Annotated in this window: 19 protein-coding genes and 2 pseudogenes; 15 read left to right on the top strand and 6 right to left on the bottom strand. The window is 52.6% G+C overall.

All coding sequences use genetic code 11. The annotated features are described in order from the left end of the window. The first annotated feature begins 1 nt into the window (after window position 1). The 12 genes from murD to mutT all read left to right on the top strand — a co-directional run bounded on the left by murD (window position 2) and on the right by mutT (window position 14,348). Window positions 2–1,318 (top strand): UDP-N-acetylmuramoyl-L-alanine--D-glutamate ligase, encoded by a 1,317-nt coding sequence (gene murD, locus BHE85_RS11975; RefSeq protein WP_000796468.1) that lies wholly within the window; start codon window positions 2–4, stop codon window positions 1,316–1,318. Next, window positions 1,318–2,562 (top strand): cell division protein FtsW, encoded by a 1,245-nt coding sequence (gene ftsW, locus BHE85_RS11970; protein ID WP_001369939.1) that lies wholly within the window; start codon window positions 1,318–1,320, stop codon window positions 2,560–2,562. The genes murD and ftsW overlap by 1 nt, the downstream gene beginning before the upstream one ends. Continuing rightward, a complete protein-coding gene (murG, locus tag BHE85_RS11965) occupies window positions 2,559–3,626 on the top strand; it encodes an undecaprenyldiphospho-muramoylpentapeptide beta-N-acetylglucosaminyltransferase (RefSeq protein ID WP_000016559.1) in 1,068 nt (355 codons plus the stop codon). Before ftsW ends, murG begins: the two co-directional genes overlap by 4 nt. Before the next feature lie 53 nt (window positions 3,627–3,679). After that, a complete protein-coding gene (gene murC, locus BHE85_RS11960; protein ID WP_001096043.1) occupies window positions 3,680–5,155 on the top strand; it encodes a UDP-N-acetylmuramate--L-alanine ligase in 1,476 nt (491 codons plus the stop codon). Next, on the top strand, window positions 5,148–6,068 hold the full coding sequence (ddlB, locus tag BHE85_RS11955) for a D-alanine--D-alanine ligase (protein WP_000130053.1): 921 nt from the start codon (window positions 5,148–5,150) through the stop codon (window positions 6,066–6,068). Before murC ends, ddlB begins: the two co-directional genes overlap by 8 nt. 1 nt (window position 6,069) lies before the next feature. Continuing rightward, entirely contained in the window at window positions 6,070–6,900 is an 831-nt protein-coding gene (ftsQ, locus tag BHE85_RS11950; protein WP_000075746.1) for a cell division protein FtsQ, read from the top strand. Continuing rightward, complete coding sequence (gene ftsA / locus BHE85_RS11945) at window positions 6,897–8,159, top strand: cell division protein FtsA (protein WP_000588474.1); 1,263 nt, start codon at window positions 6,897–6,899, stop codon at window positions 8,157–8,159. Before ftsQ ends, ftsA begins: the two co-directional genes overlap by 4 nt. A 60-nt stretch (window positions 8,160–8,219) precedes the next feature. Then, window positions 8,220–9,371, top strand: a complete 1,152-nt coding sequence (gene ftsZ, locus BHE85_RS11940; RefSeq protein ID WP_000462776.1) for a cell division protein FtsZ — start codon at window positions 8,220–8,222, stop codon at window positions 9,369–9,371. 100 nt (window positions 9,372–9,471) lie between these two features. After that, window positions 9,472–10,389, top strand: coding sequence for a UDP-3-O-acyl-N-acetylglucosamine deacetylase (gene lpxC, locus BHE85_RS11935; protein ID WP_000595480.1), 918 nt, complete (start codon window positions 9,472–9,474; stop codon window positions 10,387–10,389). 230 nt (window positions 10,390–10,619) lie between these two features. After that, window positions 10,620–11,132, top strand: coding sequence for a secA translation cis-regulator SecM (gene secM / locus BHE85_RS11930; RefSeq protein WP_004980437.1), 513 nt, complete (start codon window positions 10,620–10,622; stop codon window positions 11,130–11,132). 61 nt (window positions 11,133–11,193) lie between these two features. Further along, the gene (secA, locus tag BHE85_RS11925; RefSeq protein WP_000905789.1) at window positions 11,194–13,899 is read left to right on the top strand and encodes a preprotein translocase subunit SecA; all 2,706 of its coding nucleotides are present in this window, start codon (window positions 11,194–11,196) and stop codon (window positions 13,897–13,899) included. Window positions 13,900–13,958: 59 nt separating this feature from the next. After that, on the top strand, window positions 13,959–14,348 hold the full coding sequence (gene mutT, locus BHE85_RS11920) for an 8-oxo-dGTP diphosphatase MutT (RefSeq protein WP_000736004.1): 390 nt from the start codon (window positions 13,959–13,961) through the stop codon (window positions 14,346–14,348). Between the two features lie 106 nt (window positions 14,349–14,454). On the opposite strand, the gene yacG is transcribed toward mutT, so the two are convergent. Genes yacG through coaE form a run of 3 tightly spaced genes read right to left on the bottom strand, consistent with a single transcriptional unit; the run spans window position 14,455 to window position 16,025 of the window. Then, entirely contained in the window at window positions 14,455–14,652 is a 198-nt protein-coding gene (gene yacG / locus BHE85_RS11915) for a DNA gyrase inhibitor YacG (protein WP_000005042.1), read from the bottom strand. A 9-nt stretch (window positions 14,653–14,661) separates the two neighbouring features. After that, window positions 14,662–15,405: a cell division protein ZapD gene (gene zapD, locus BHE85_RS11910; protein ID WP_001194731.1), complete on the bottom strand. Its 744-nt coding sequence runs from the start codon at window positions 15,403–15,405 to the stop codon at window positions 14,662–14,664. Next, window positions 15,405–16,025: a dephospho-CoA kinase gene (gene coaE / locus BHE85_RS11905; protein WP_001269520.1), complete on the bottom strand. Its 621-nt coding sequence runs from the start codon at window positions 16,023–16,025 to the stop codon at window positions 15,405–15,407. Before coaE ends, zapD begins: the two co-directional genes overlap by 1 nt. Before the next feature lie 24 nt (window positions 16,026–16,049). Here coaE and BHE85_RS26950 point away from each other — a divergent pair, with 24 nt between their 5' ends. Together BHE85_RS26950 and guaC are read left to right on the top strand one after the other, a co-directional pair. Continuing rightward, window positions 16,050–16,094, top strand: coding sequence for a protein YacM (locus BHE85_RS26950; protein ID WP_120795372.1), 45 nt, complete (start codon window positions 16,050–16,052; stop codon window positions 16,092–16,094). Between the two features lie 155 nt (window positions 16,095–16,249). Continuing rightward, window positions 16,250–17,293: a GMP reductase gene (gene guaC, locus BHE85_RS11900; RefSeq protein WP_001217317.1), complete on the top strand. Its 1,044-nt coding sequence runs from the start codon at window positions 16,250–16,252 to the stop codon at window positions 17,291–17,293. Window positions 17,294–17,327: 34 nt separating this feature from the next. On the opposite strand, the gene hofC is transcribed toward guaC, so the two are convergent. The 3 genes and pseudogenes from hofC to BHE85_RS11885 form a co-directional block, all read right to left on the bottom strand. Next, window positions 17,328–18,530, bottom strand: coding sequence for a protein transport protein HofC (gene hofC / locus BHE85_RS11895; RefSeq protein WP_039063964.1), 1,203 nt, complete (start codon window positions 18,528–18,530; stop codon window positions 17,328–17,330). After that, window positions 18,520–19,894: pseudogene (gspE, locus tag BHE85_RS11890) on the bottom strand (type II secretion system protein GspE). Before gspE ends, hofC begins: the two are co-directional and overlap by 11 nt. Before the next feature lie 9 nt (window positions 19,895–19,903). Continuing rightward, window positions 19,904–20,164, bottom strand: a pseudogene (locus tag BHE85_RS11885) (prepilin peptidase-dependent pilin); the annotation flags it as partial. Between the two features lie 55 nt (window positions 20,165–20,219). On the opposite strand from BHE85_RS11885, the gene BHE85_RS11880 reads away from it, so the two are divergent. Further along, the coding region (locus BHE85_RS11880; protein WP_047204290.1) for an IS1 family transposase at window positions 20,220–20,408 on the top strand (189 nt) is incomplete at its 3' end.

The raw sequence follows: 20,408 nt of genomic DNA, 5'->3' as shown, positions 1-20,408 counted from the left end.
CATGGCTGATTATCAGGGTAAAAATGTCGTCATTATCGGCCTGGGCCTCACCGGGCTTTCCTGCGTGGACTTTTTCCTCGCTCGCGGTGTGACGCCGCGCGTTATGGATACGCGTATGACACCGCCTGGCCTGGATAAATTACCCGAAGCCGTAGAACGCCACACGGGCAGTCTGAATGATGAATGGCTGATGGCGGCAGATCTGATTGTCGCCAGTCCCGGTATTGCACTGGCGCATCCATCCTTAAGCGCTGCCGCTGATGCCGGAATCGAAATCGTTGGCGATATCGAGCTATTCTGCCGCGAAGCACAAGCACCGATTGTGGCGATTACCGGTTCTAACGGCAAAAGCACGGTCACCACGCTAGTGGGTGAAATGGCGAAAGCGGCGGGGGTTAACGTTGGTGTGGGTGGCAATATTGGCCTGCCAGCGTTGATGCTGCTTGATGCTGAGTGCGAACTGTACGTGCTGGAACTGTCGAGCTTCCAGCTGGAAACCACTTCCAGCTTACAGGCGGTGGCGGCGACCATTCTGAACGTGACTGAAGATCATATGGACCGCTATCCGTTTGGTTTGCAGCAATACCGTGCGGCAAAATTGCGTATTTACGAAAATGCGAAAGTTTGTGTCGTCAATGCTGATGATGCCTTAACAATGCCGATTCGCGGTGCTGATGAACGCTGCGTCAGCTTTGGCGTCAACATGGGTGACTATCACCTGAATCATCAGCAGGGAGAAACCTGGCTGCGAGTGAAAGGCGAGAAAGTGCTGAACGTGAAAGAGATGAAACTTTCCGGGCAGCATAACTACACCAATGCGCTGGCAGCACTGGCACTGGCAGACGCAGCTGGTTTGCCGCGCGCCAGCAGCCTGAAAGCGTTAACCACCTTCACCGGTCTGCCGCATCGCTTTGAAGTGGTGCTGGAGCACAATGGCGTACGCTGGATTAACGATTCGAAAGCCACTAACGTCGGCAGTACGGAAGCGGCGTTGAATGGCTTGCAGGTAGACGGCACGCTGCATTTGTTGCTGGGCGGCGATGGTAAATCGGCGGACTTCAGTCCACTGGCGCGCTATCTGAATGGCGACAACGTGCGTTTGTACTGTTTTGGTCGTGACGGTGCGCAGCTGGCGGCGCTACGCCCGGAAGTGGCAGAACAAACCGAAACTATGGAACAGGCGATGCGCTTGCTGGCTCCGCGTGTTCAGCCGGGCGATATGGTTCTGCTCTCCCCGGCCTGTGCCAGCCTTGATCAGTTCAAGAACTTTGAACAACGAGGCAATGAGTTTGCCCGTCTGGCGAAGGAGTTAGGTTGATGCGTTTATCTCTCCCTCGCCTGAAAATGCCGCGCCTGCCAGGATTCAGTATCCTGGTCTGGATCTCCACGGCGCTAAAAGGCTGGGTGATGGGCTCGCGGGAAAAAGATACCGACAGCCTGATCATGTACGATCGCACCTTACTGTGGCTGACCTTCGGCCTTGCGGCGATTGGCTTTATCATGGTGACCTCGGCGTCAATGCCCATAGGGCAACGCTTAACCAACGATCCGTTCTTCTTCGCGAAGCGTGATGGCGTCTATCTGATCCTGGCATTCATTCTGGCGATCATTACGCTGCGTCTGCCGATGGAGTTCTGGCAACGCTACAGTGCCACGATGCTGCTCGGATCTATCATCCTGCTGATGATCGTGCTGGTAGTGGGGAGCTCGGTTAAAGGGGCATCGCGTTGGATCGATCTCGGTTTGCTGCGTATCCAGCCTGCGGAGCTGACAAAACTGTCGCTGTTTTGTTATATCGCCAACTATCTGGTGCGTAAAGGCGACGAAGTACGTAATAACCTGCGCGGCTTCCTGAAACCGATGGGCGTGATTCTGGTGTTGGCAGTGTTACTGCTGGCACAGCCAGACCTTGGTACGGTGGTGGTGGTGTTTGTGACTACGCTGGCGATGTTGTTCCTGGCGGGAGCGAAATTGTGGCAGTTCATTGCCATTATCGGTATGGGCATTTCAGCGGTTGTGTTGCTGATACTCGCCGAACCGTACCGTATCCGCCGTGTTACCGCATTCTGGAACCCGTGGGAAGATCCCTTTGGCAGCGGCTATCAGTTAACGCAATCGCTGATGGCGTTTGGTCGCGGCGAACTTTGGGGACAAGGTTTAGGTAACTCGGTACAAAAACTGGAGTATCTGCCGGAAGCGCACACTGACTTTATTTTCGCCATTATCGGCGAAGAACTGGGGTATGTCGGTGTGGTGCTGGCACTTTTAATGGTATTCTTCGTCGCTTTTCGCGCGATGTCGATTGGCCGCAAAGCGTTAGAAATTGACCACCGTTTTTCCGGTTTTCTCGCCTGTTCTATTGGCATCTGGTTTAGCTTCCAGGCGCTGGTTAACGTAGGCGCGGCGGCGGGGATGTTACCGACCAAAGGTCTGACATTGCCGCTGATCAGTTACGGTGGTTCGAGCTTACTGATTATGTCGACAGCCATCATGATGCTGTTGCGTATTGATTATGAAACGCGTCTGGAGAAAGCGCAGGCGTTTGTACGAGGTTCACGATGAGTGGTCAAGGAAAGCGATTAATGGTGATGGCAGGCGGAACCGGTGGACATGTATTCCCGGGACTGGCGGTTGCGCACCATCTAATGGCTCAGGGTTGGCAAGTTCGCTGGCTGGGGACTGCCGACCGTATGGAAGCGGACTTAGTGCCAAAACATGGCATCGAAATTGATTTCATTCGTATCTCTGGTCTGCGTGGAAAAGGTATAAAAGCACTGATAGCTGCGCCGCTGCGTATCTTCAACGCCTGGCGTCAGGCGCGGGCGATTATGAAAGCGTACAAACCTGACGTGGTACTCGGTATGGGCGGCTATGTATCAGGTCCAGGTGGTCTGGCCGCGTGGTCGTTAGGCATTCCGGTTGTACTTCATGAACAAAACGGTATTGCGGGCTTAACCAATAAATGGCTGGCGAAGATTGCCACCAAAGTGATGCAGGCGTTTCCAGGCGCTTTCCCTAATGCGGAAGTGGTGGGTAACCCGGTGCGTACCGATGTGCTGGCGCTGCCGTTGCCGCAGCAACGTTTGGCTGGACGTGAAGGTCCGGTTCGTGTGCTGGTAGTGGGTGGTTCCCAGGGCGCACGCATTCTTAACCAGACAATGCCGCAGGTTGCTGCGAAACTGGGTGATTCAGTCACTATCTGGCATCAGAGCGGTAAAGGTTCGCAACAATCCGTTGAACAGGCGTATGCCGAAGCGGGGCAACCGCAGCATAAAGTGACGGAATTTATTGATGATATGGCGGCGGCGTATGCGTGGGCGGATGTCGTCGTTTGCCGCTCCGGTGCTTTAACGGTGAGTGAAATCGCCGCGGCAGGACTACCGGCGTTGTTTGTGCCGTTTCAACATAAAGACCGCCAGCAATACTGGAATGCGCTACCGCTGGAAAAAGCGGGCGCAGCCAAAATTATCGAGCAGCCACAGCTTAGCGTGGATGCTGTCGCCAACACCCTGGCCGGGTGGTCGCGAGAAACCTTATTAACCATGGCAGAACGCGCCCGCGCTGCATCCATTCCGGATGCCACCGAGCGAGTGGCAAATGAAGTGAGCCGGGCTGCCCGGGCGTAATTGTAGCGATGCCTTTTGCATCGTATGAATTTAAGAAGTTAATGGCGTAAAGAATGAATACACAACAATTGGCAAAACTGCGTTCCATCGTGCCCGAAATGCGTCGCGTTCGGCACATACATTTTGTCGGCATCGGTGGTGCCGGTATGGGCGGTATTGCCGAAGTTCTGGCCAATGAAGGTTATCAGATCAGTGGTTCCGATTTAGCGCCAAATCCGGTCACGCAGCAGTTAATGAATCTGGGAGCGACGATTTATTTCAACCATCGCCCGGAAAACGTACGTGATGCCAGCGTGGTCGTTGTTTCCAGCGCCATTTCTGCCGATAACCCGGAAATTGTCGCAGCTCATGAAGCGCGTATTCCGGTGATCCGTCGTGCCGAAATGCTGGCTGAGTTAATGCGTTTTCGTCATGGCATCGCCATTGCAGGAACGCACGGCAAAACGACAACCACCGCGATGGTTTCCAGCATCTACGCAGAAGCGGGGCTCGACCCAACCTTCGTTAACGGCGGGCTGGTAAAAGCGGCGGGGGTTCATGCGCGTTTGGGGCATGGTCGGTACCTGATTGCCGAAGCAGATGAGAGTGATGCATCGTTCCTGCATCTGCAACCGATGGTGGCGATTGTCACCAATATCGAAGCCGACCACATGGATACCTACCAGGGCGACTTTGAGAATTTAAAACAGACTTTTATTAATTTTCTGCACAACCTGCCGTTTTACGGTCGTGCGGTGATGTGTGTTGATGATCCGGTGATCCGCGAATTGTTACCGCGTGTGGGACGTCAGACCACGACTTACGGCTTCAGCGAAGATGCCGACGTGCGTGTAGAAGATTATCAGCAGATTGGCCCGCAGGGGCACTTTACGCTGCTGCGCCAGGACAAAGAGCCGATGCGCGTCACCCTGAATGCGCCAGGCCGTCATAACGCGCTGAACGCCGCAGCTGCGGTTGCGGTTGCTACGGAAGAGGGAATTGACGACGAGGCTATTTTGCGTGCGCTGGAGAGCTTCCTGGGGACTGGTCGCCGTTTTGATTTCCTCGGTGAATTCCCGCTGGAGCCAGTGAATGGTAAAAGCGGTACGGCAATGCTGGTCGATGACTACGGCCACCACCCGACGGAAGTTGACGCCACCATTAAAGCGGCGCGCGCAGGCTGGCCGGATAAAAACCTGGTAATGCTGTTTCAGCCGCACCGTTTTACCCGTACGCGCGACTTGTATGATGATTTCGCCAATGTGCTGACGCAGGTTGATACCCTGTTGATGCTGGAAGTGTATCCGGCTGGCGAAGCGCCAATTCCGGGAGCGGACAGCCGTTCGCTGTGTCGCACAATTCGTGGACGTGGGAAAATTGATCCCATTCTGGTGCCGGACCCTGCGCAGGTAGCCGAGATGCTGGCACCGGTATTAACCGGTAACGACCTGATTCTCGTTCAGGGGGCTGGTAATATCGGAAAAATTGCCCGTTCTTTAGCTGAAATCAAACTGAAGCCGCAAACTCCGGAGGAAGAACAACATGACTGATAAAATCGCGGTCCTGTTGGGCGGGACTTCCGCTGAGCGGGAAGTTTCTCTGAATTCTGGCGCAGCGGTGTTAGCCGGGCTGCGTGAAGGTGGTATTGATGCGTATCCTGTCGACCCGAAAGAAGTCGACGTGACGCAACTGAAGTCGATGGGTTTTCAGAAAGTGTTTATCGCGCTACACGGTCGCGGCGGTGAAGATGGTACGCTGCAGGGCATGCTCGAGCTGATGGGCTTGCCTTATACCGGCAGCGGAGTGATGGCATCTGCGCTTTCAATGGATAAACTACGCAGCAAACTGCTGTGGCAAGGTGCCGGTTTACCGGTCGCGCCGTGGGTAGCGTTAACCCGCGCAGAGTTTGAAAAAGGCCTGAGCGATAAGCAGTTAGCAGAAATTTCTGCTCTGGGTTTGCCGGTTATCGTTAAGCCGAGCCGCGAAGGTTCCAGTGTGGGAATGTCAAAAGTAGTAGCAGAAAATGCTCTACAAGATGCATTAAGATTGGCATTTCAGCACGATGAAGAAGTATTGATTGAAAAATGGCTAAGTGGGCCGGAGTTCACGGTTGCGATACTCGGTGAAGAAATTTTACCGTCAATACGTATTCAACCGTCCGGAACCTTCTATGATTATGAGGCGAAGTATCTCTCTGATGAGACACAGTATTTCTGCCCCGCAGGTCTGGATGCGTCACAAGAGGCCAATTTGCAGGCATTAGTGCTGAAAGCATGGACGACGTTAGGTTGCAAAGGATGGGGACGTATTGACGTTATGCTGGACAGCGATGGACAGTTTTATCTGCTGGAAGCCAATACCTCACCGGGTATGACCAGCCACAGCCTGGTGCCGATGGCGGCACGTCAGGCAGGTATGAGCTTCTCGCAGTTGGTAGTACGAATTCTGGAACTGGCGGACTAATATGTCGCAGGCTGCTCTGAACACGCGAAACAGCGAAGAAGAGGTTTCTTCTCGCCGCAATAATGGAACGCGTCTGGCGGGGATCCTTTTCCTGCTGACCGTTTTAACGACAGTGTTGGTGAGCGGCTGGGTCGTGTTGGGCTGGATGGAAGATGCGCAACGCCTGCCGCTCTCAAAGCTGGTGTTGACCGGTGAACGCCATTACACGCGTAATGACGATATCCGGCAGTCGATCCTGGCATTGGGTGAGCCGGGTACCTTTATGACCCAGGATGTCAACATCATCCAGACGCAAATAGAACAACGCCTGCCGTGGATTAAGCAGGTGAGCGTCAGAAAGCAGTGGCCTGATGAATTGAAGATTCATCTGGTTGAATATGTGCCGATTGCGCGGTGGAATGATCAACATATGGTAGACGCGGAAGGAAACACCTTCAGCGTGCCGCCAGATCGCACCAGCAAGCAGGTGCTTCCAATGCTGTATGGCCCGGAAGGCAGCGCCAATGAAGTGTTGCAGGGCTATCGCGAAATGGGGCAGATGCTGGCAAAGGACAGATTTACTCTGAAGGAAACGGCGATGACCGCGCGGCGTTCCTGGCAGTTGACGCTGAATAACGATATTAAGCTCAATCTTGGCCGGGGCGATACGATGAAACGTTTGGCTCGCTTTGTAGAACTTTATCCGGTTTTACAGCAGCTGGCGCAAACCGATGGCAAACGGATTAGCTACGTTGATTTGCGTTATGACTCTGGAGCGGCAGTAGGCTGGGCGCCCTTGCCGCCAGAGGAATCTACTCAGCAACAAAATCAGGCACAGGCAGAACAACAATGATCAAGGCGACGGACAGAAAACTGGTAGTAGGACTGGAGATTGGTACCGCGAAGGTTGCCGCTTTAGTAGGGGAAGTTCTGCCCGACGGTATGGTCAATATCATTGGCGTGGGCAGCTGCCCGTCACGTGGTATGGATAAAGGCGGGGTGAACGACCTCGAATCCGTGGTCAAGTGCGTACAACGCGCCATTGACCAGGCAGAATTGATGGCAGATTGTCAGATCTCTTCGGTATATCTGGCGCTTTCTGGTAAGCACATCAGCTGCCAGAATGAAATTGGTATGGTGCCTATTTCTGAAGAAGAAGTGACGCAAGAAGATGTGGAAAACGTCGTCCATACCGCGAAATCGGTGCGTGTGCGCGATGAACATCGTGTGCTGCATGTGATCCCGCAAGAGTATGCGATTGACTATCAGGAAGGGATCAAGAATCCGGTAGGACTTTCGGGCGTGCGGATGCAGGCAAAAGTGCACCTGATCACATGTCACAACGATATGGCGAAAAACATCGTCAAAGCGGTTGAACGTTGTGGGCTGAAAGTTGACCAACTGATATTTGCCGGACTGGCATCAAGTTATTCGGTATTGACGGAAGATGAACGTGAACTGGGTGTCTGCGTCGTCGATATCGGAGGTGGTACAATGGATATCGCCGTTTATACCGGTGGGGCATTGCGCCACACTAAGGTAATTCCTTATGCTGGCAATGTCGTGACCAGTGATATCGCTTACGCCTTTGGCACGCCGCCAAGCGACGCCGAAGCGATTAAAGTTCGCCACGGTTGTGCGCTGGGTTCCATCGTTGGAAAAGATGAGAGCGTGGAAGTGCCGAGCGTAGGCGGTCGTCCGCCACGGAGTCTGCAACGTCAGACCCTGGCAGAGGTGATCGAGCCGCGCTATACCGAGCTGCTCAACCTGGTCAACGAAGAGATATTGCAGTTGCAGGAAAAGCTTCGCCAACAAGGGGTTAAACATCACCTGGCGGCAGGCATTGTATTAACCGGTGGCGCAGCGCAGATCGAAGGTCTTGCAGCCTGTGCTCAGCGCGTGTTTCATACGCAAGTGCGTATCGGCGCGCCGCTGAACATTACCGGTTTAACGGATTATGCTCAGGAGCCGTATTATTCGACGGCGGTGGGATTGCTTCACTATGGGAAAGAGTCACATCTTAACGGTGAAGCTGAAGTAGAAAAACGTGTTACAGCATCAGTTGGCTCGTGGATCAAGCGACTCAATAGTTGGCTGCGAAAAGAGTTTTAATTTTTATGAGGCCGACGATGATTACGGCCTCAGGCGACAGGCACAAATCGGAGAGAAACTATGTTTGAACCAATGGAACTTACCAATGACGCGGTGATTAAAGTCATCGGCGTCGGCGGCGGCGGCGGTAATGCTGTTGAACACATGGTGCGCGAGCGCATTGAAGGTGTTGAATTCTTCGCGGTAAATACCGATGCACAAGCGCTGCGTAAAACAGCGGTTGGACAGACGATTCAAATCGGTAGCGGTATCACCAAAGGACTGGGCGCTGGCGCTAATCCAGAAGTTGGCCGCAATGCGGCTGATGAGGATCGCGATGCATTGCGTGCGGCGCTGGAAGGTGCAGACATGGTCTTTATTGCTGCGGGTATGGGTGGTGGTACCGGTACAGGTGCAGCACCAGTCGTCGCTGAAGTGGCAAAAGATTTGGGTATCCTGACCGTTGCTGTCGTCACTAAGCCTTTCAACTTTGAAGGCAAGAAGCGTATGGCATTCGCGGAGCAGGGGATCACTGAACTGTCCAAGCATGTGGACTCTCTGATCACTATCCCGAACGACAAACTGCTGAAAGTTCTGGGCCGCGGTATCTCCCTGCTGGATGCGTTTGGCGCAGCGAACGATGTACTGAAAGGCGCTGTGCAAGGTATCGCTGAACTGATTACTCGTCCGGGTTTGATGAACGTGGACTTTGCAGACGTACGCACCGTAATGTCTGAGATGGGCTACGCAATGATGGGTTCTGGCGTGGCGAGCGGTGAAGACCGTGCGGAAGAAGCTGCTGAAATGGCTATCTCTTCTCCGCTGCTGGAAGATATCGACCTGTCTGGCGCGCGCGGCGTGCTGGTTAACATCACGGCGGGCTTCGACCTGCGTCTGGATGAGTTCGAAACGGTAGGTAACACCATCCGTGCATTTGCTTCCGACAACGCGACTGTGGTTATCGGTACTTCTCTTGACCCGGATATGAATGACGAGCTGCGCGTAACCGTTGTTGCGACAGGTATCGGCATGGACAAACGTCCTGAAATCACTCTGGTGACCAATAAGCAGGTTCAGCAGCCAGTGATGGATCGCTACCAGCAGCATGGGATGGCTCCGCTGACCCAGGAGCAGAAGCCGGTTGCTAAAGTCGTGAATGACAATGCGCCGCAAACTGCGAAAGAGCCGGATTATCTGGATATCCCAGCATTCCTGCGTAAGCAAGCTGATTAAGAATTGACTGGAATTTTGGTTTCGAGGCTCTTTGTGCTAAACTGGCCCGCCGAATGTATAGTACACTTCGGTTGGATAGGTAATTTGGCGAGATAATACGATGATCAAACAAAGGACACTTAAACGTATCGTTCAGGCGACGGGTGTCGGTTTACATACCGGCAAGAAAGTCACTCTGACGTTACGCCCTGCGCCGGCCAACACCGGGGTCATCTATCGTCGCACCGACTTGAATCCACCGGTAGATTTCCCGGCCGATGCCAAATCTGTGCGTGATACCATGCTCTGTACGTGTCTGGTCAACGAGCATGATGTACGGATTTCAACCGTAGAGCACCTCAATGCTGCTCTCGCGGGCCTGGGCATCGATAACATTGTTATCGAAGTTAACGCGCCGGAAATCCCGATCATGGACGGCAGCGCCGCTCCGTTTGTATACCTGCTGCTTGACGCCGGTATCGACGAGTTGAACTGCGCCAAAAAATTTGTTCGCATCAAAGAGACTGTTCGTGTCGAAGATGGCGATAAGTGGGCTGAATTTAAGCCGTACAATGGTTTTTCGCTGGATTTCACCATCGATTTTAACCATCCGGCTATTGATTCCAGCAACCAGCGCTATGCGATGAACTTCTCCGCTGATGCGTTTATGCGCCAGATCAGCCGTGCGCGTACGTTCGGTTTCATGCGTGATATCGAATATCTGCAGTCCCGTGGTTTGTGCCTGGGCGGCAGCTTCGATTGTGCCATCGTTGTTGACGATTATCGCGTACTGAACGAAGACGGCCTGCGTTTTGAAGACGAATTTGTGCGTCACAAAATGCTCGATGCGATCGGTGACTTGTTCATGTGTGGTCACAATATTATTGGTGCATTTATCGCTTATAAATCCGGTCATGCACTGAATAACAAACTGCTGCAGGCTGTCCTGGCGAAACAGGAAGCTTGGGAATATGTGACCTTCCAGGACGACGCAGAACTGCCGTTGACCTTCAAAGCGCCTTCAGCTGTACTGGCATAACGACATTTATACTGTCGTATAAAATTCGACTGGCAAATCTGGCACTCTCTCCGGCCAGGTGAACCAGTCGTTTTTTTTTGAATTTTATAAGAGCTATAAAAAACGGTGCGAACGCTGTTTTCTTAAGCACTTTTACGCACAACTTATCTTCATTCATGCTGTGGACTTCAGGCTTTAATGATAAGATTTGTGCGCTAAATACGTTTGAATTCGATCGGGATGGCAATAACGTGAGTGGAATACTGACGCGCTGGCGACAGTTTGGTAAACGCTACTTCTGGCCGCATCTCTTATTAGGGATGGTCGCGGCGAGTTTAGGTTTGCCTGCGCTCAGCAACGCCGCCGAACCAAACGTGCCCGCAAAAGCGACAACCCGCAACCACGAGCCTTCAGCCAAAGTTAACTTTGGTCAATTGGCCTTGCTGGAAGCGAACACACGCCGCCCGAATTCGAACTATTCCGTTGATTACTGGCATCAATATGCCATTCGCACGGTAATCCGTCATCTTTCTTTCGCAATGGCACCGCAAACACTGCCCGTTGCTGAAGAATCTTTGCCTCTTCAGGCGCAACATCTTGCATTACTGGATACGCTCAGCGCGCTGCTGACCCAGGAAGGCACGCCGTCTGAAAAGGGTTATCGCATTGATTATGCGCATTTTACCCCACAAGCAAAATTCAGCACGCCCGTCTGGATAAGCCAGGCGCAAGGCATCCGTGCTGGCCCTCAACGCCTCACCTAACAACAATAAACCTTTACTTCATTTTATTAACTCCGCAACGCGGGGCGTTTGAGATTTTATTATGCTAATCAAATTGTTAACTAAAGTTTTCGGTAGTCGTAACGATCGCACCCTGCGCCGGATGCGCAAAGTGGTCAACATCATCAATGCCATGGAACCGGAGATGGAAAAACTCTCCGACGAAGAACTGAAAGGGAAAACCGCAGAGTTTCGTGCACGTCTGGAAAAAGGCGAAGTGCTGGAAAATCTGATCCCGGAAGCTTTCGCCGTGGTACGTGAGGCAAGTAAGCGCGTCTTTGGTATGCGTCACTTCGACGTTCAGTTACTCGGCGGTATGGTTCTTAACGAACGCTGCATCGCCGAAATGCGTACCGGTGAAGGTAAAACCCTGACCGCAACGCTGCCTGCTTACCTGAACGCACTAACCGGTAAAGGCGTGCACGTAGTTACCGTCAACGACTACCTGGCGCAACGTGACGCCGAAAACAACCGTCCGCTGTTTGAATTCCTTGGCCTGACTGTCGGTATCAACCTGCCGGGCATGCCAGCACCGGCAAAGCGCGAAGCTTACGCAGCTGACATCACTTACGGTACGAACAACGAATACGGCTTTGACTACCTGCGCGACAATATGGCGTTCAGCCCTGAAGAACGTGTACAGCGTAAACTGCACTATGCGCTGGTGGACGAAGTGGACTCCATCCTGATCGATGAAGCGCGTACACCGCTGATCATTTCCGGCCCGGCAGAAGACAGCTCGGAAATGTATAAACGCGTGAATAAAATTATTCCGCACCTGATCCGTCAGGAAAAAGAAGACTCCGAAACCTTCCAGGGCGAAGGCCACTTCTCGGTGGACGAAAAATCTCGCCAGGTGAACCTGACCGAACGTGGTCTGGTGCTGATTGAAGAACTGCTGGTGAAAGAGGGCATCATGGATGAAGGGGAGTCTCTGTACTCTCCGGCCAACATCATGCTGATGCACCACGTAACGGCGGCGCTGCGCGCTCATGCGCTGTTTACCCGCGACGTCGACTACATCGTTAAAGATGGTGAAGTTATCATCGTTGACGAACACACCGGTCGTACCATGCAGGGCCGTCGCTGGTCCGATGGTCTGCACCAGGCTGTGGAAGCGAAAGAAGGTGTGCAGATCCAGAACGAAAACCAAACGCTGGCTTCGATCACCTTCCAGAACTACTTCCGTCTGTATGAAAAACTGGCGGGGATGACCGGTACTGCTGATACCGAAGCTTTCGAATTTAGCTCCATCTACAAGCTGGATACCGTCGTTGTTCCGACCAACCGTCCAATGATTCGTAAAGATCTGCCGGACCTGGTCTACATGACTGAAGCGGAAAAAATTCAGGCGATCATTGAAGATATCAAAGAACGTACTGCGAAAGGCCAGCCGGTGCTGGTGGGTACTATCTCCATCGAAAAATCGGAGCTGGTGTCAAACGAACTGACCAAAGCCGGTATTAAGCACAACGTCCTGAACGCCAAATTCCACGCCAACGAAGCGGCGATTGTTGCTCAGGCTGGTTATCCGGCTGCGGTGACTATCGCGACCAATATGGCGGGTCGTGGTACAGATATTGTGCTCGGTGGTAGCTGGCAGGCAGAAGTTGCCGCGCTGGAAAATCCGACCGCAGAGCAAATTGAAAAAATTAAAGCCGACTGGCAGGTACGTCACGATGCGGTACTGGAAGCAGGTGGCCTGCATATCATCGGTACCGAGCGTCACGAATCCCGTCGTATCGATAACCAGTTGCGCGGTCGTTCTGGTCGTCAGGGGGATGCTGGTTCTTCCCGTTTCTACCTGTCGATGGAAGATGCGCTGATGCGTATTTTTGCTTCCGACCGAGTATCCGGCATGATGCGTAAACTGGGTATGAAGCCAGGCGAAGCCATTGAACACCCGTGGGTGACTAAAGCGATTGCCAACGCCCAGCGTAAAGTTGAAAGTCGTAACTTCGACATTCGTAAGCAACTGCTGGAATATGATGACGTGGCTAACGATCAGCGTCGCGCCATTTACTCCCAGCGTAACGAACTGCTGGATGTCAGCGATGTGAGCGAAACCATCAACAGCATTCGTGAAGATGTGTTCAAAGCCACCATTGATGCCTACATTCCGCCACAGTCGCTGGAAGAAATGTGGGATATTCCGGGGCTGCAGGAACGTCTGAAGAACGATTTCGACCTCGATTTACCAATTGCCGAGTGGCTGGATAAAGAACCAGAACTGCATGAAGAGACGCTGCGTGAGCGCATTCTGGCGCAGTCCATCGAAGTGTATCAGCGTAAAGAAGAAGTGGTTGGTGCTGAGATGATGCGTCACTTCGAGAAAGGCGTCATGCTGCAAACGCTTGACTCCCTGTGGAAAGAGCACCTGGCAGCGATGGACTATCTGCGTCAGGGTATCCACCTGCGTGGCTATGCACAGAAAGATCCGAAGCAGGAATACAAACGTGAATCGTTCTCCATGTTTGCAGCGATGCTGGAGTCGTTGAAATATGAAGTTATCAGTACGCTGAGCAAAGTTCAGGTACGTATGCCTGAAGAGGTTGAGGAGCTGGAACAACAGCGTCGTATGGAAGCCGAGCGTTTAGCGCAAATGCAGCAGCTTAGCCATCAGGATGACGACTCTGCAGCCGCAGCTGCACTGGCGGCGCAAACCGGTGAGCGCAAAGTAGGACGTAACGATCCTTGCCCGTGCGGTTCTGGTAAAAAATACAAGCAGTGTCATGGCCGCCTGCAATAAAAGCTAACTGTTGAAGCAAAAGGCGCAGGATTCTGCGCCTTTTTTATAGGTTTAAAACAATGAAAAAGCTGCAAATTGCGGTAGGTATTATTCGCAACGAGAACAATGAAATCTTTATAACGCGTCGCGCAGCAGATGCGCACATGGCGAATAAACTGGAGTTTCCCGGCGGTAAAATTGAAATGGGCGAAACGCCGGAACAGGCGGTGGTGCGTGAACTTCAGGAAGAGGTCGGGATTACCCCACAACATTTTTCGCTATTTGAAAAACTGGCATATGAATTCCCGGACAGGCATATAACTCTGTGGTTCTGGCTGGTCGAAAGTTGGGAAGGGGTGCCGTGGGGTAAAGAAGGGCAACCCGGTGAGTGGATGTCGCTGGTCGGTCTTAATGCCGATGATTTTCCGCCAGCCAATGAACCGGTAATTGCGAAGCTTAAGCGTCTGTAGTCTGTAGGTCGGATAAGGCGTTCACGCCGCATCCGACATTTGCACAAGATGCCTGATGCGACGCTGTCCGCGTCTTATCAGGCCTATGTGCGGCATCAGACCAATGTCACTGCTTTGGCTCTTCGCTCCAGTCATCGCTTTCGGAAAGATCGCCACTGCTGGGGATTCGTTTTTCTTCAGCAGCCCATTCTCCGAGGTCGATCAGCTGACAACGTTTGGAGCAAAATGGCCGAAACGGGCTGATTTCACCCCATACCACCGTTTTCCCGCAGGTTGGGCAATTCACCGTAATAGTTTCTGACATTTTCACTCCTTAGCAACAGGCCAGTTCGAAATCTAGACGTTCCGGTACCTGTCCGTTTTCACTGTCCAGCGGCATAAAACGAATGGCAAAACGGCTCTTATGTCCGGAAATTTGCGGATAAAGCTGTGAATCGAGCGACAGATTCAGGCGCAGCAAGTCGGCATCGCCACCGTTATCCTGATAAAAACCATTCAGGCTGGTTTGTTTACGGAAGGGGGCCGACTGGCGAATTAAATCCAGCACCATGGTAAGTGCCTGGGTGAGCGGGTTCAGGCTGGCAATCCAGGTTTCTACCTGGCTGTCGCGCTGCGCCTGGGGTAGATGCAGCCAAATGTGCAATGTAGGTAAATCAAAGCTGCAACAGCCGCCTGGGATGCTCAGTCGCTGACGCACCAGAGCAATCAAACGATCTTCACGCAGAAATTGCCCGATACGCGGCGCGGAAATTAATACGCTCCCCGCCGCTTTTAACTGCTGAATTAATGCTTCAATACGGCTCTGGTCCACGCCAGGCACGCCAATCCAGGTCTGGAGTTTACGTTGCTGCCGGTCAAGTTCTTTCAACAGCTCAGTGCGGACTTCGCCGCGCTCGAAAACATCCAGTAATTCACTGACATTACGGAAGAAATGCAGCGCGCCAGCGTGGTCAACGATGGGTAAATTAACGGTGAGTTGCTGAATCAAAAACTCAATGCGCAGCCATGTACGCATTTTTTCATTTAGTGGATGTTCAAAAAGGACCTGGGTCTGCATTACGGTTTTTCCTGTGAGACAAACTGCGACGCAAGCTGCAAATAGTGTGCGTGCAGGCGGGCAACATCCGATGCGATAGCATCCGGTGCGCCGTTATTATCAATGACGTCATCTGCCACGGCAAGGCGGGCTTCGCGCGTTGCCTGAGCAGCAAGGATTTGTTCGACATGCTCGCGAGTTACATCATCGCGCTGCATGGTGCGCTTAAGTTGCGTTTCTGGGCTGACATCCACCACCAGCACTCGATTCGCTTTTTTATACAGTGAGTTTTCTACCAGCAATGGCACAACCCACAGTACATAGGGGGAAGTAGCTTGCTGGATCTGGTGTTGCGTCTCTTGCTGAATCAGCGGATGCAGCAGGGCGTTAAGCCAGTTTTTCTCTTCCGGGTTGGCGAAGATCCGCTCGCGCAAGGCCCGGCGCTGCAATGTTCCATCAGCAGCAATCATGTTAGCGCCAAAGTGATCAGCAATGGCATGTAGCGCAGGTGCACCTGGTTCAACCACCTGACGCGCAATAATATCGGCATCAATGACGTTAATTCCGAGATCAGCAAACGCATTGGCAACGGTACTCTTGCCACTGCCAATGCCTCCCGTTAAGGCAACTATATACCTCATAATTTATATTCCCGGGAATTCATCATGATTATCAAAACGTTAAAAATGAGTGCACGAAAGCGAAATTGATGAAACGTTCGCTCACTATTTACCAGGTAAATTTATGGGATTGTAGCGTAAAAAAAGACAATTTCGCAGTCTTGCGCCGCATTGATTAGTGCGTATGATAGCGTCACTGGAGTTGCGCTCTTACCCTTATAGCCATTAACCCCAGGAATCCGCACATGCGTATTGAAGAAGATCTGAAGTTAGGTTTTAAAGACGTTCTCATCCGCCCTAAACGCTCCACTCTTAAAAGCCGTTCCGATGTTGAACTGGAACGTCAATTCACCTTCAAACATTCAGATCAGAGCTGGTCCGGCGTGCCGATTATCGCCGCAAATATGGACACCGTAGGTACATTTTCTATGGCCTCTGCGCTGGCTTCTTTTGATATTTTGACTGCTGTGCATAAACACTATTCTGTCGAAGAGTGGCAAGCGTTTATCAACAATTCTTCCGCTGATGTGCTGAAACATGTGATGGTTTCTACCGGTACGTCTGATGCGGATTTCGAAAAAACTAAACAGATTCTCGACCTGAACCCGGCATTAAACTTTGTTTGTATTGATGTGGCGAATGGTTATTCCGAACACTTCGTGCAGTTCGTTGCGAAAGCGCGTGAAGCGTGGCCGACCAAAACCATTTGTGCTGGCAACGTAGTGACTGGTGAAATGTGTGAGGAGCTTATCCTCTCCGGTGCTGATATCGTTAAAGTTGGCATTGGCCCAGGTTCTGTTTGTACAACTCGCGTCAAAACAGGCGTCGGTTATCCGCAGCTTTCTGCGGTAATCGAATGTGCCGATGCGGCGCACGGTCTGGGCGGAATGATCGTCAGCGACGGTGGCTGCACCACGCCGGGCGATGTCGCAAAAGCCTTTGGCGGCGGTGCCGATTTCGTCATGCTTGGCGGCATGCTGGCGGGCCACGAAGAGAGCGGCGGTCGCATCGTTGAGGAGAACGGCGAGAAATTTATGCTGTTCTACGGCATGAGCTCCGAGTCTGCGATGAAACGTCACGTTGGCGGCGTTGCGGAATATCGCGCAGCAGAAGGTAAAACCGTTAAGCTGCCGCTGCGAGGCCCGGTTGAAAATACCGCGCGTGATATTTTGGGCGGCCTGCGTTCAGCTTGTACATACGTTGGGGCTTCACGCCTGAAAGAACTGACCAAGCGCACCACATTTATCCGTGTGCAGGAACAAGAAAACCGCATCTTCAACAACCTGTAATCTTCCAACGCTGGTGTGGAGCAACACGCCAGCGTTATCCCATCCCACTCATCGCATCGCCTAAATGGAAAATTGGCAGATACATCGCCACCACCAGCGTACCGATAATTCCTCCCGTTATGATCAGCAACGCCGGTTCCAGTAAGGCTGCGAGGTTATCCGCCAGCGCCATTGTGTTATCCCGATGATGATGGGCGAGGTTGTCTAACATGAGGTCCAGCGAGCCGGATGCCTCTCCTGTTCTCACTAATTGCAAACAGAGCGGGCTAAACTCCCCGGTATTTTTTAGCGCCAGCCAGATGGGATGACCGTTACTGATATCGTGCTGGATTTGTGTCAGAAGTTGCACCCAGTACGGGCAGCGCATTGTTTCTCTGACGCTCTCTACGCCCTGCAAAAAAGTAATGCCTGCACTTTGTGTCAGCGCCAGAATCGTAAAGATCTGCGTGAGTTTTTGTCCCCGCATCAGTGAACCCATAATCGGGATGCGTAACAGCAATTTCTGCCGCACTATAAGCCAGGTCGGTCGGCGCATCAGCAACTTATTGGCTATCGCCAGCAGAAAGCCGAACAACACCAGCAGCCAGCTCCATTCGCCACTAAAGTCTGCCAGCGTCATGATCCCCTGCGTTAGTGCCGGTAGTGGGGTGTTGAAGGTCTTATAGATAGCGGCAAACTCCGGCAGAACAAAATGCAGCATTGCCACAACCACCATGATTGCCATCGCTAAAATGATGATGGGATAACGTAACGCTGATTTCACTTTGTCGGTCAACTGACGCTGGGCTTTTTGCTGACGCGCCAGTTCAAAGCAGCATTCATCCAGCTTACCGGTCAGTTCACCCGTGCGGATCATCGCCTGATAGAGTGGCGGAAATACCTCTGACCAGGGTAATAAGGCATTGGAAAAAGCAATGCCCTGTTCGAGATCGTGCGCCAGCGATTGCAGCAACGCTTGCCATTGCTTACTGGGATGCTGTCCCGCCAGCAGTGCCAGCCCTTCAGAAAGCGTTAACCCGGCTTTGAGTAGCGTCGCCAGTTGATGAATGACTTTCGCGCTTTTATCTCCTCGCCACTGCGCAGAATTGATGGCGATTCGCTTCAGGCTAAGTGGGGTAACCATCTGTTGCTGTAGTGCCATGAGCAGCAAAGCACGGCTCTCTGCCCATAGCATCCCATCTTGCGCATTGCCGTCGCCGGTTATGCCATGCCAGCGCCAGAGTTGCTTACTCGCCATGCGGCATCCCCAGTACGCGGATTAACTCTTCAAAGGTGGTTAAGCCTTGCTCCACGGCTAGGCAGCCGTTTTCAAAAAGCGTACGCATACCCGCCTGTCGTGCGTGCGTTTCCAGCGATTCAACGTCGGTATTAGCGGAAATAAGCTGGCGTATGGCTGGTGTAATGGGCAGGACTTCAAACAAGGCGGTACGACCATAAAAACCGTGGTAGCAATGTACACAACCGGGTGCCTGCCAGTGGGGCAGCGGCGACGGCCATACATTGTCTGGAATATGGATGGGCTCCCCTTGCTGCTGGCGACAATGTGGGCAAAATTTACGTACCAGACGCTGGGCTATTACCAGCGTAAGCGCTGATGAGAGCATCCAGCGGGCGACTCCCATTTGCTGTAAACGTACCAGCGTTTCGCAGGTGGAATTAGTGTGTAGGGTAGACAACACCAGGTGACCGGTTTGCGCGGCTTTAATGGCAATTTCTGCCGTTTCGCCATCGGATCATGATGACGTCAGGATCCTGGCGCAATAACGCACGCAAAACGCCCTGAAAGGTGAGCCCGGCACGCGGATGGATTTGCGTCTGGTTTAGTCCGGCTATGGGGATCTCAACCGGATCTTCGACGCTACAAATATTAATGTCAGCGGTATTCAGCTTTTGCAGGGCACTATAAAGCGTGACCGTTTTGCCGCTGCCTGTAGGGCCAGTTACCAGCACCAGTCCCTGTGGTTGTTGCAAGGCATGAGCAAAGTCCGCCAGTTGTAACGGCTGCATTCCCAGCGTGTTAACATCCAGTGCCTGGTTCACCTGCTGTAACAACCTTAATACCACCTTTTCACCACCCCGACATGGTAAGGTCGCAATACGAAATGAGACGGCGTTTCCTGCCAGTTCGACAGTGAATTGCCCGTCCTGCGGCAGGCGATGTTCCGCAATATCCAGGTTTCCCAGCACTTTTAATCTGGCGGTTAATGCGACTCCGGCATCCGGTGAAACATCCGGTAAAGGATGCAATACGCCGTCGATACGCAAGCGGATGCGGTAGGCATTGTCCGCTGGTTCGATATGAATATCAGACGCACGTTGTTCCAGCGCAGATTGTAACGTTCGAGTCAGCAACTCTGCTTTCGACTGATGCTTCTCCTGAACAGCTACGGGCAATGTCTGTTGTGTGCGACTGGCGTGGCCTTCCATTTGTTGGCGCGTCCAGCAGGTGATCTCAATACGTTTGGTGGTAGCGAAATGCAATGCGTCCAGCAACTCATGCGAAGGTGCATCGACTACCGCAACATGAACCACCTCTTCGCTGGCATCCAGCAAGACTCCCTGATAACGCAGACACAGGGCGGTGAGCTGTGGAATATTCATTGCCGCTCCTTAGTTGGCGTCATCAAAGCGGAAGACATCTTCGCAGGCTTGCTGCAATGCGCTGTCACTTTGAATATTGCAGTTGCGCGCCCAGCCGGTGACGCCGTTTGCGTTATCCCAACCTGGCGTCATGACGACGCTTAGTCCATTGAGACTTTCTTGCCCGGTCAGCGACACCACGCCTTTTGCCACACTCATGGCTGAAACATAGCGGGTGGTGGTAGGCGAGGGAATGCCATTGCTGCCACCGTCGCAGGTATCTAATCCACCGGTAATGCTGCCAACTTACTGATTTAGTGTATGATGGTGATTTTAAGGTGCTTGCGTGGCTTCCATTTCCATCAGATGTCCTTCCTGCTCAGCTACTGAAGGCGTGGTGCGTAACGGCAAAAGCACTGCCGGACATCAGCGCTATCTCTGCTCTCATTGCCGTAAAACATGGCAACTACAGTTCACTTACACCGCCTCTCAGCCCGGTACGCACCAGAAAATCATTGATATGGCCATGAATGGC

The organism is Shigella sp. FC1567 (assembly GCF_001743015.1).
Classification (GTDB): domain Bacteria; phylum Pseudomonadota; class Gammaproteobacteria; order Enterobacterales; family Enterobacteriaceae; genus Escherichia; species Escherichia coli.
The sequence above is the reverse complement of the archived record's forward strand: the minus strand, read 5'-3'. Positions and strand labels throughout refer to the sequence as shown.

Bases quoted from the DNA above. Each gene is read 5' to 3' on its own strand.
- hofC (WP_039063964.1), bottom strand. From the start codon at position 18,530: ATGGCGAGTAAGCAACTCTGGCGCTGGCATGGCATAACCGGCGACGGC.
- guaC (WP_001217317.1), top strand. From the start codon at position 16,250: ATGCGTATTGAAGAAGATCTGAAGTTAGGTTTTAAAGACGTTCTCATC.
- murC (WP_001096043.1), top strand. From the start codon at position 3,680: ATGAATACACAACAATTGGCAAAACTGCGTTCCATCGTGCCCGAAATG.
- murD (WP_000796468.1), top strand. From the start codon at position 2: ATGGCTGATTATCAGGGTAAAAATGTCGTCATTATCGGCCTGGGCCTC.
- ftsA (WP_000588474.1), top strand. From the start codon at position 6,897: ATGATCAAGGCGACGGACAGAAAACTGGTAGTAGGACTGGAGATTGGT.
- ftsW (WP_001369939.1), top strand. From the start codon at position 1,318: ATGCGTTTATCTCTCCCTCGCCTGAAAATGCCGCGCCTGCCAGGATTC.
- secA (WP_000905789.1), top strand. From the start codon at position 11,194: ATGCTAATCAAATTGTTAACTAAAGTTTTCGGTAGTCGTAACGATCGC.
- ddlB (WP_000130053.1), top strand. From the start codon at position 5,148: ATGACTGATAAAATCGCGGTCCTGTTGGGCGGGACTTCCGCTGAGCGG.
- ftsZ (WP_000462776.1), top strand. From the start codon at position 8,220: ATGTTTGAACCAATGGAACTTACCAATGACGCGGTGATTAAAGTCATC.
- mutT (WP_000736004.1), top strand. From the start codon at position 13,959: ATGAAAAAGCTGCAAATTGCGGTAGGTATTATTCGCAACGAGAACAAT.
- murG (WP_000016559.1), top strand. From the start codon at position 2,559: ATGAGTGGTCAAGGAAAGCGATTAATGGTGATGGCAGGCGGAACCGGT.
- coaE (WP_001269520.1), bottom strand. From the start codon at position 16,025: ATGAGGTATATAGTTGCCTTAACGGGAGGCATTGGCAGTGGCAAGAGT.
- yacG (WP_000005042.1), bottom strand. From the start codon at position 14,652: ATGTCAGAAACTATTACGGTGAATTGCCCAACCTGCGGGAAAACGGTG.
- lpxC (WP_000595480.1), top strand. From the start codon at position 9,472: ATGATCAAACAAAGGACACTTAAACGTATCGTTCAGGCGACGGGTGTC.
- ftsQ (WP_000075746.1), top strand. From the start codon at position 6,070: ATGTCGCAGGCTGCTCTGAACACGCGAAACAGCGAAGAAGAGGTTTCT.
- zapD (WP_001194731.1), bottom strand. From the start codon at position 15,405: ATGCAGACCCAGGTCCTTTTTGAACATCCACTAAATGAAAAAATGCGT.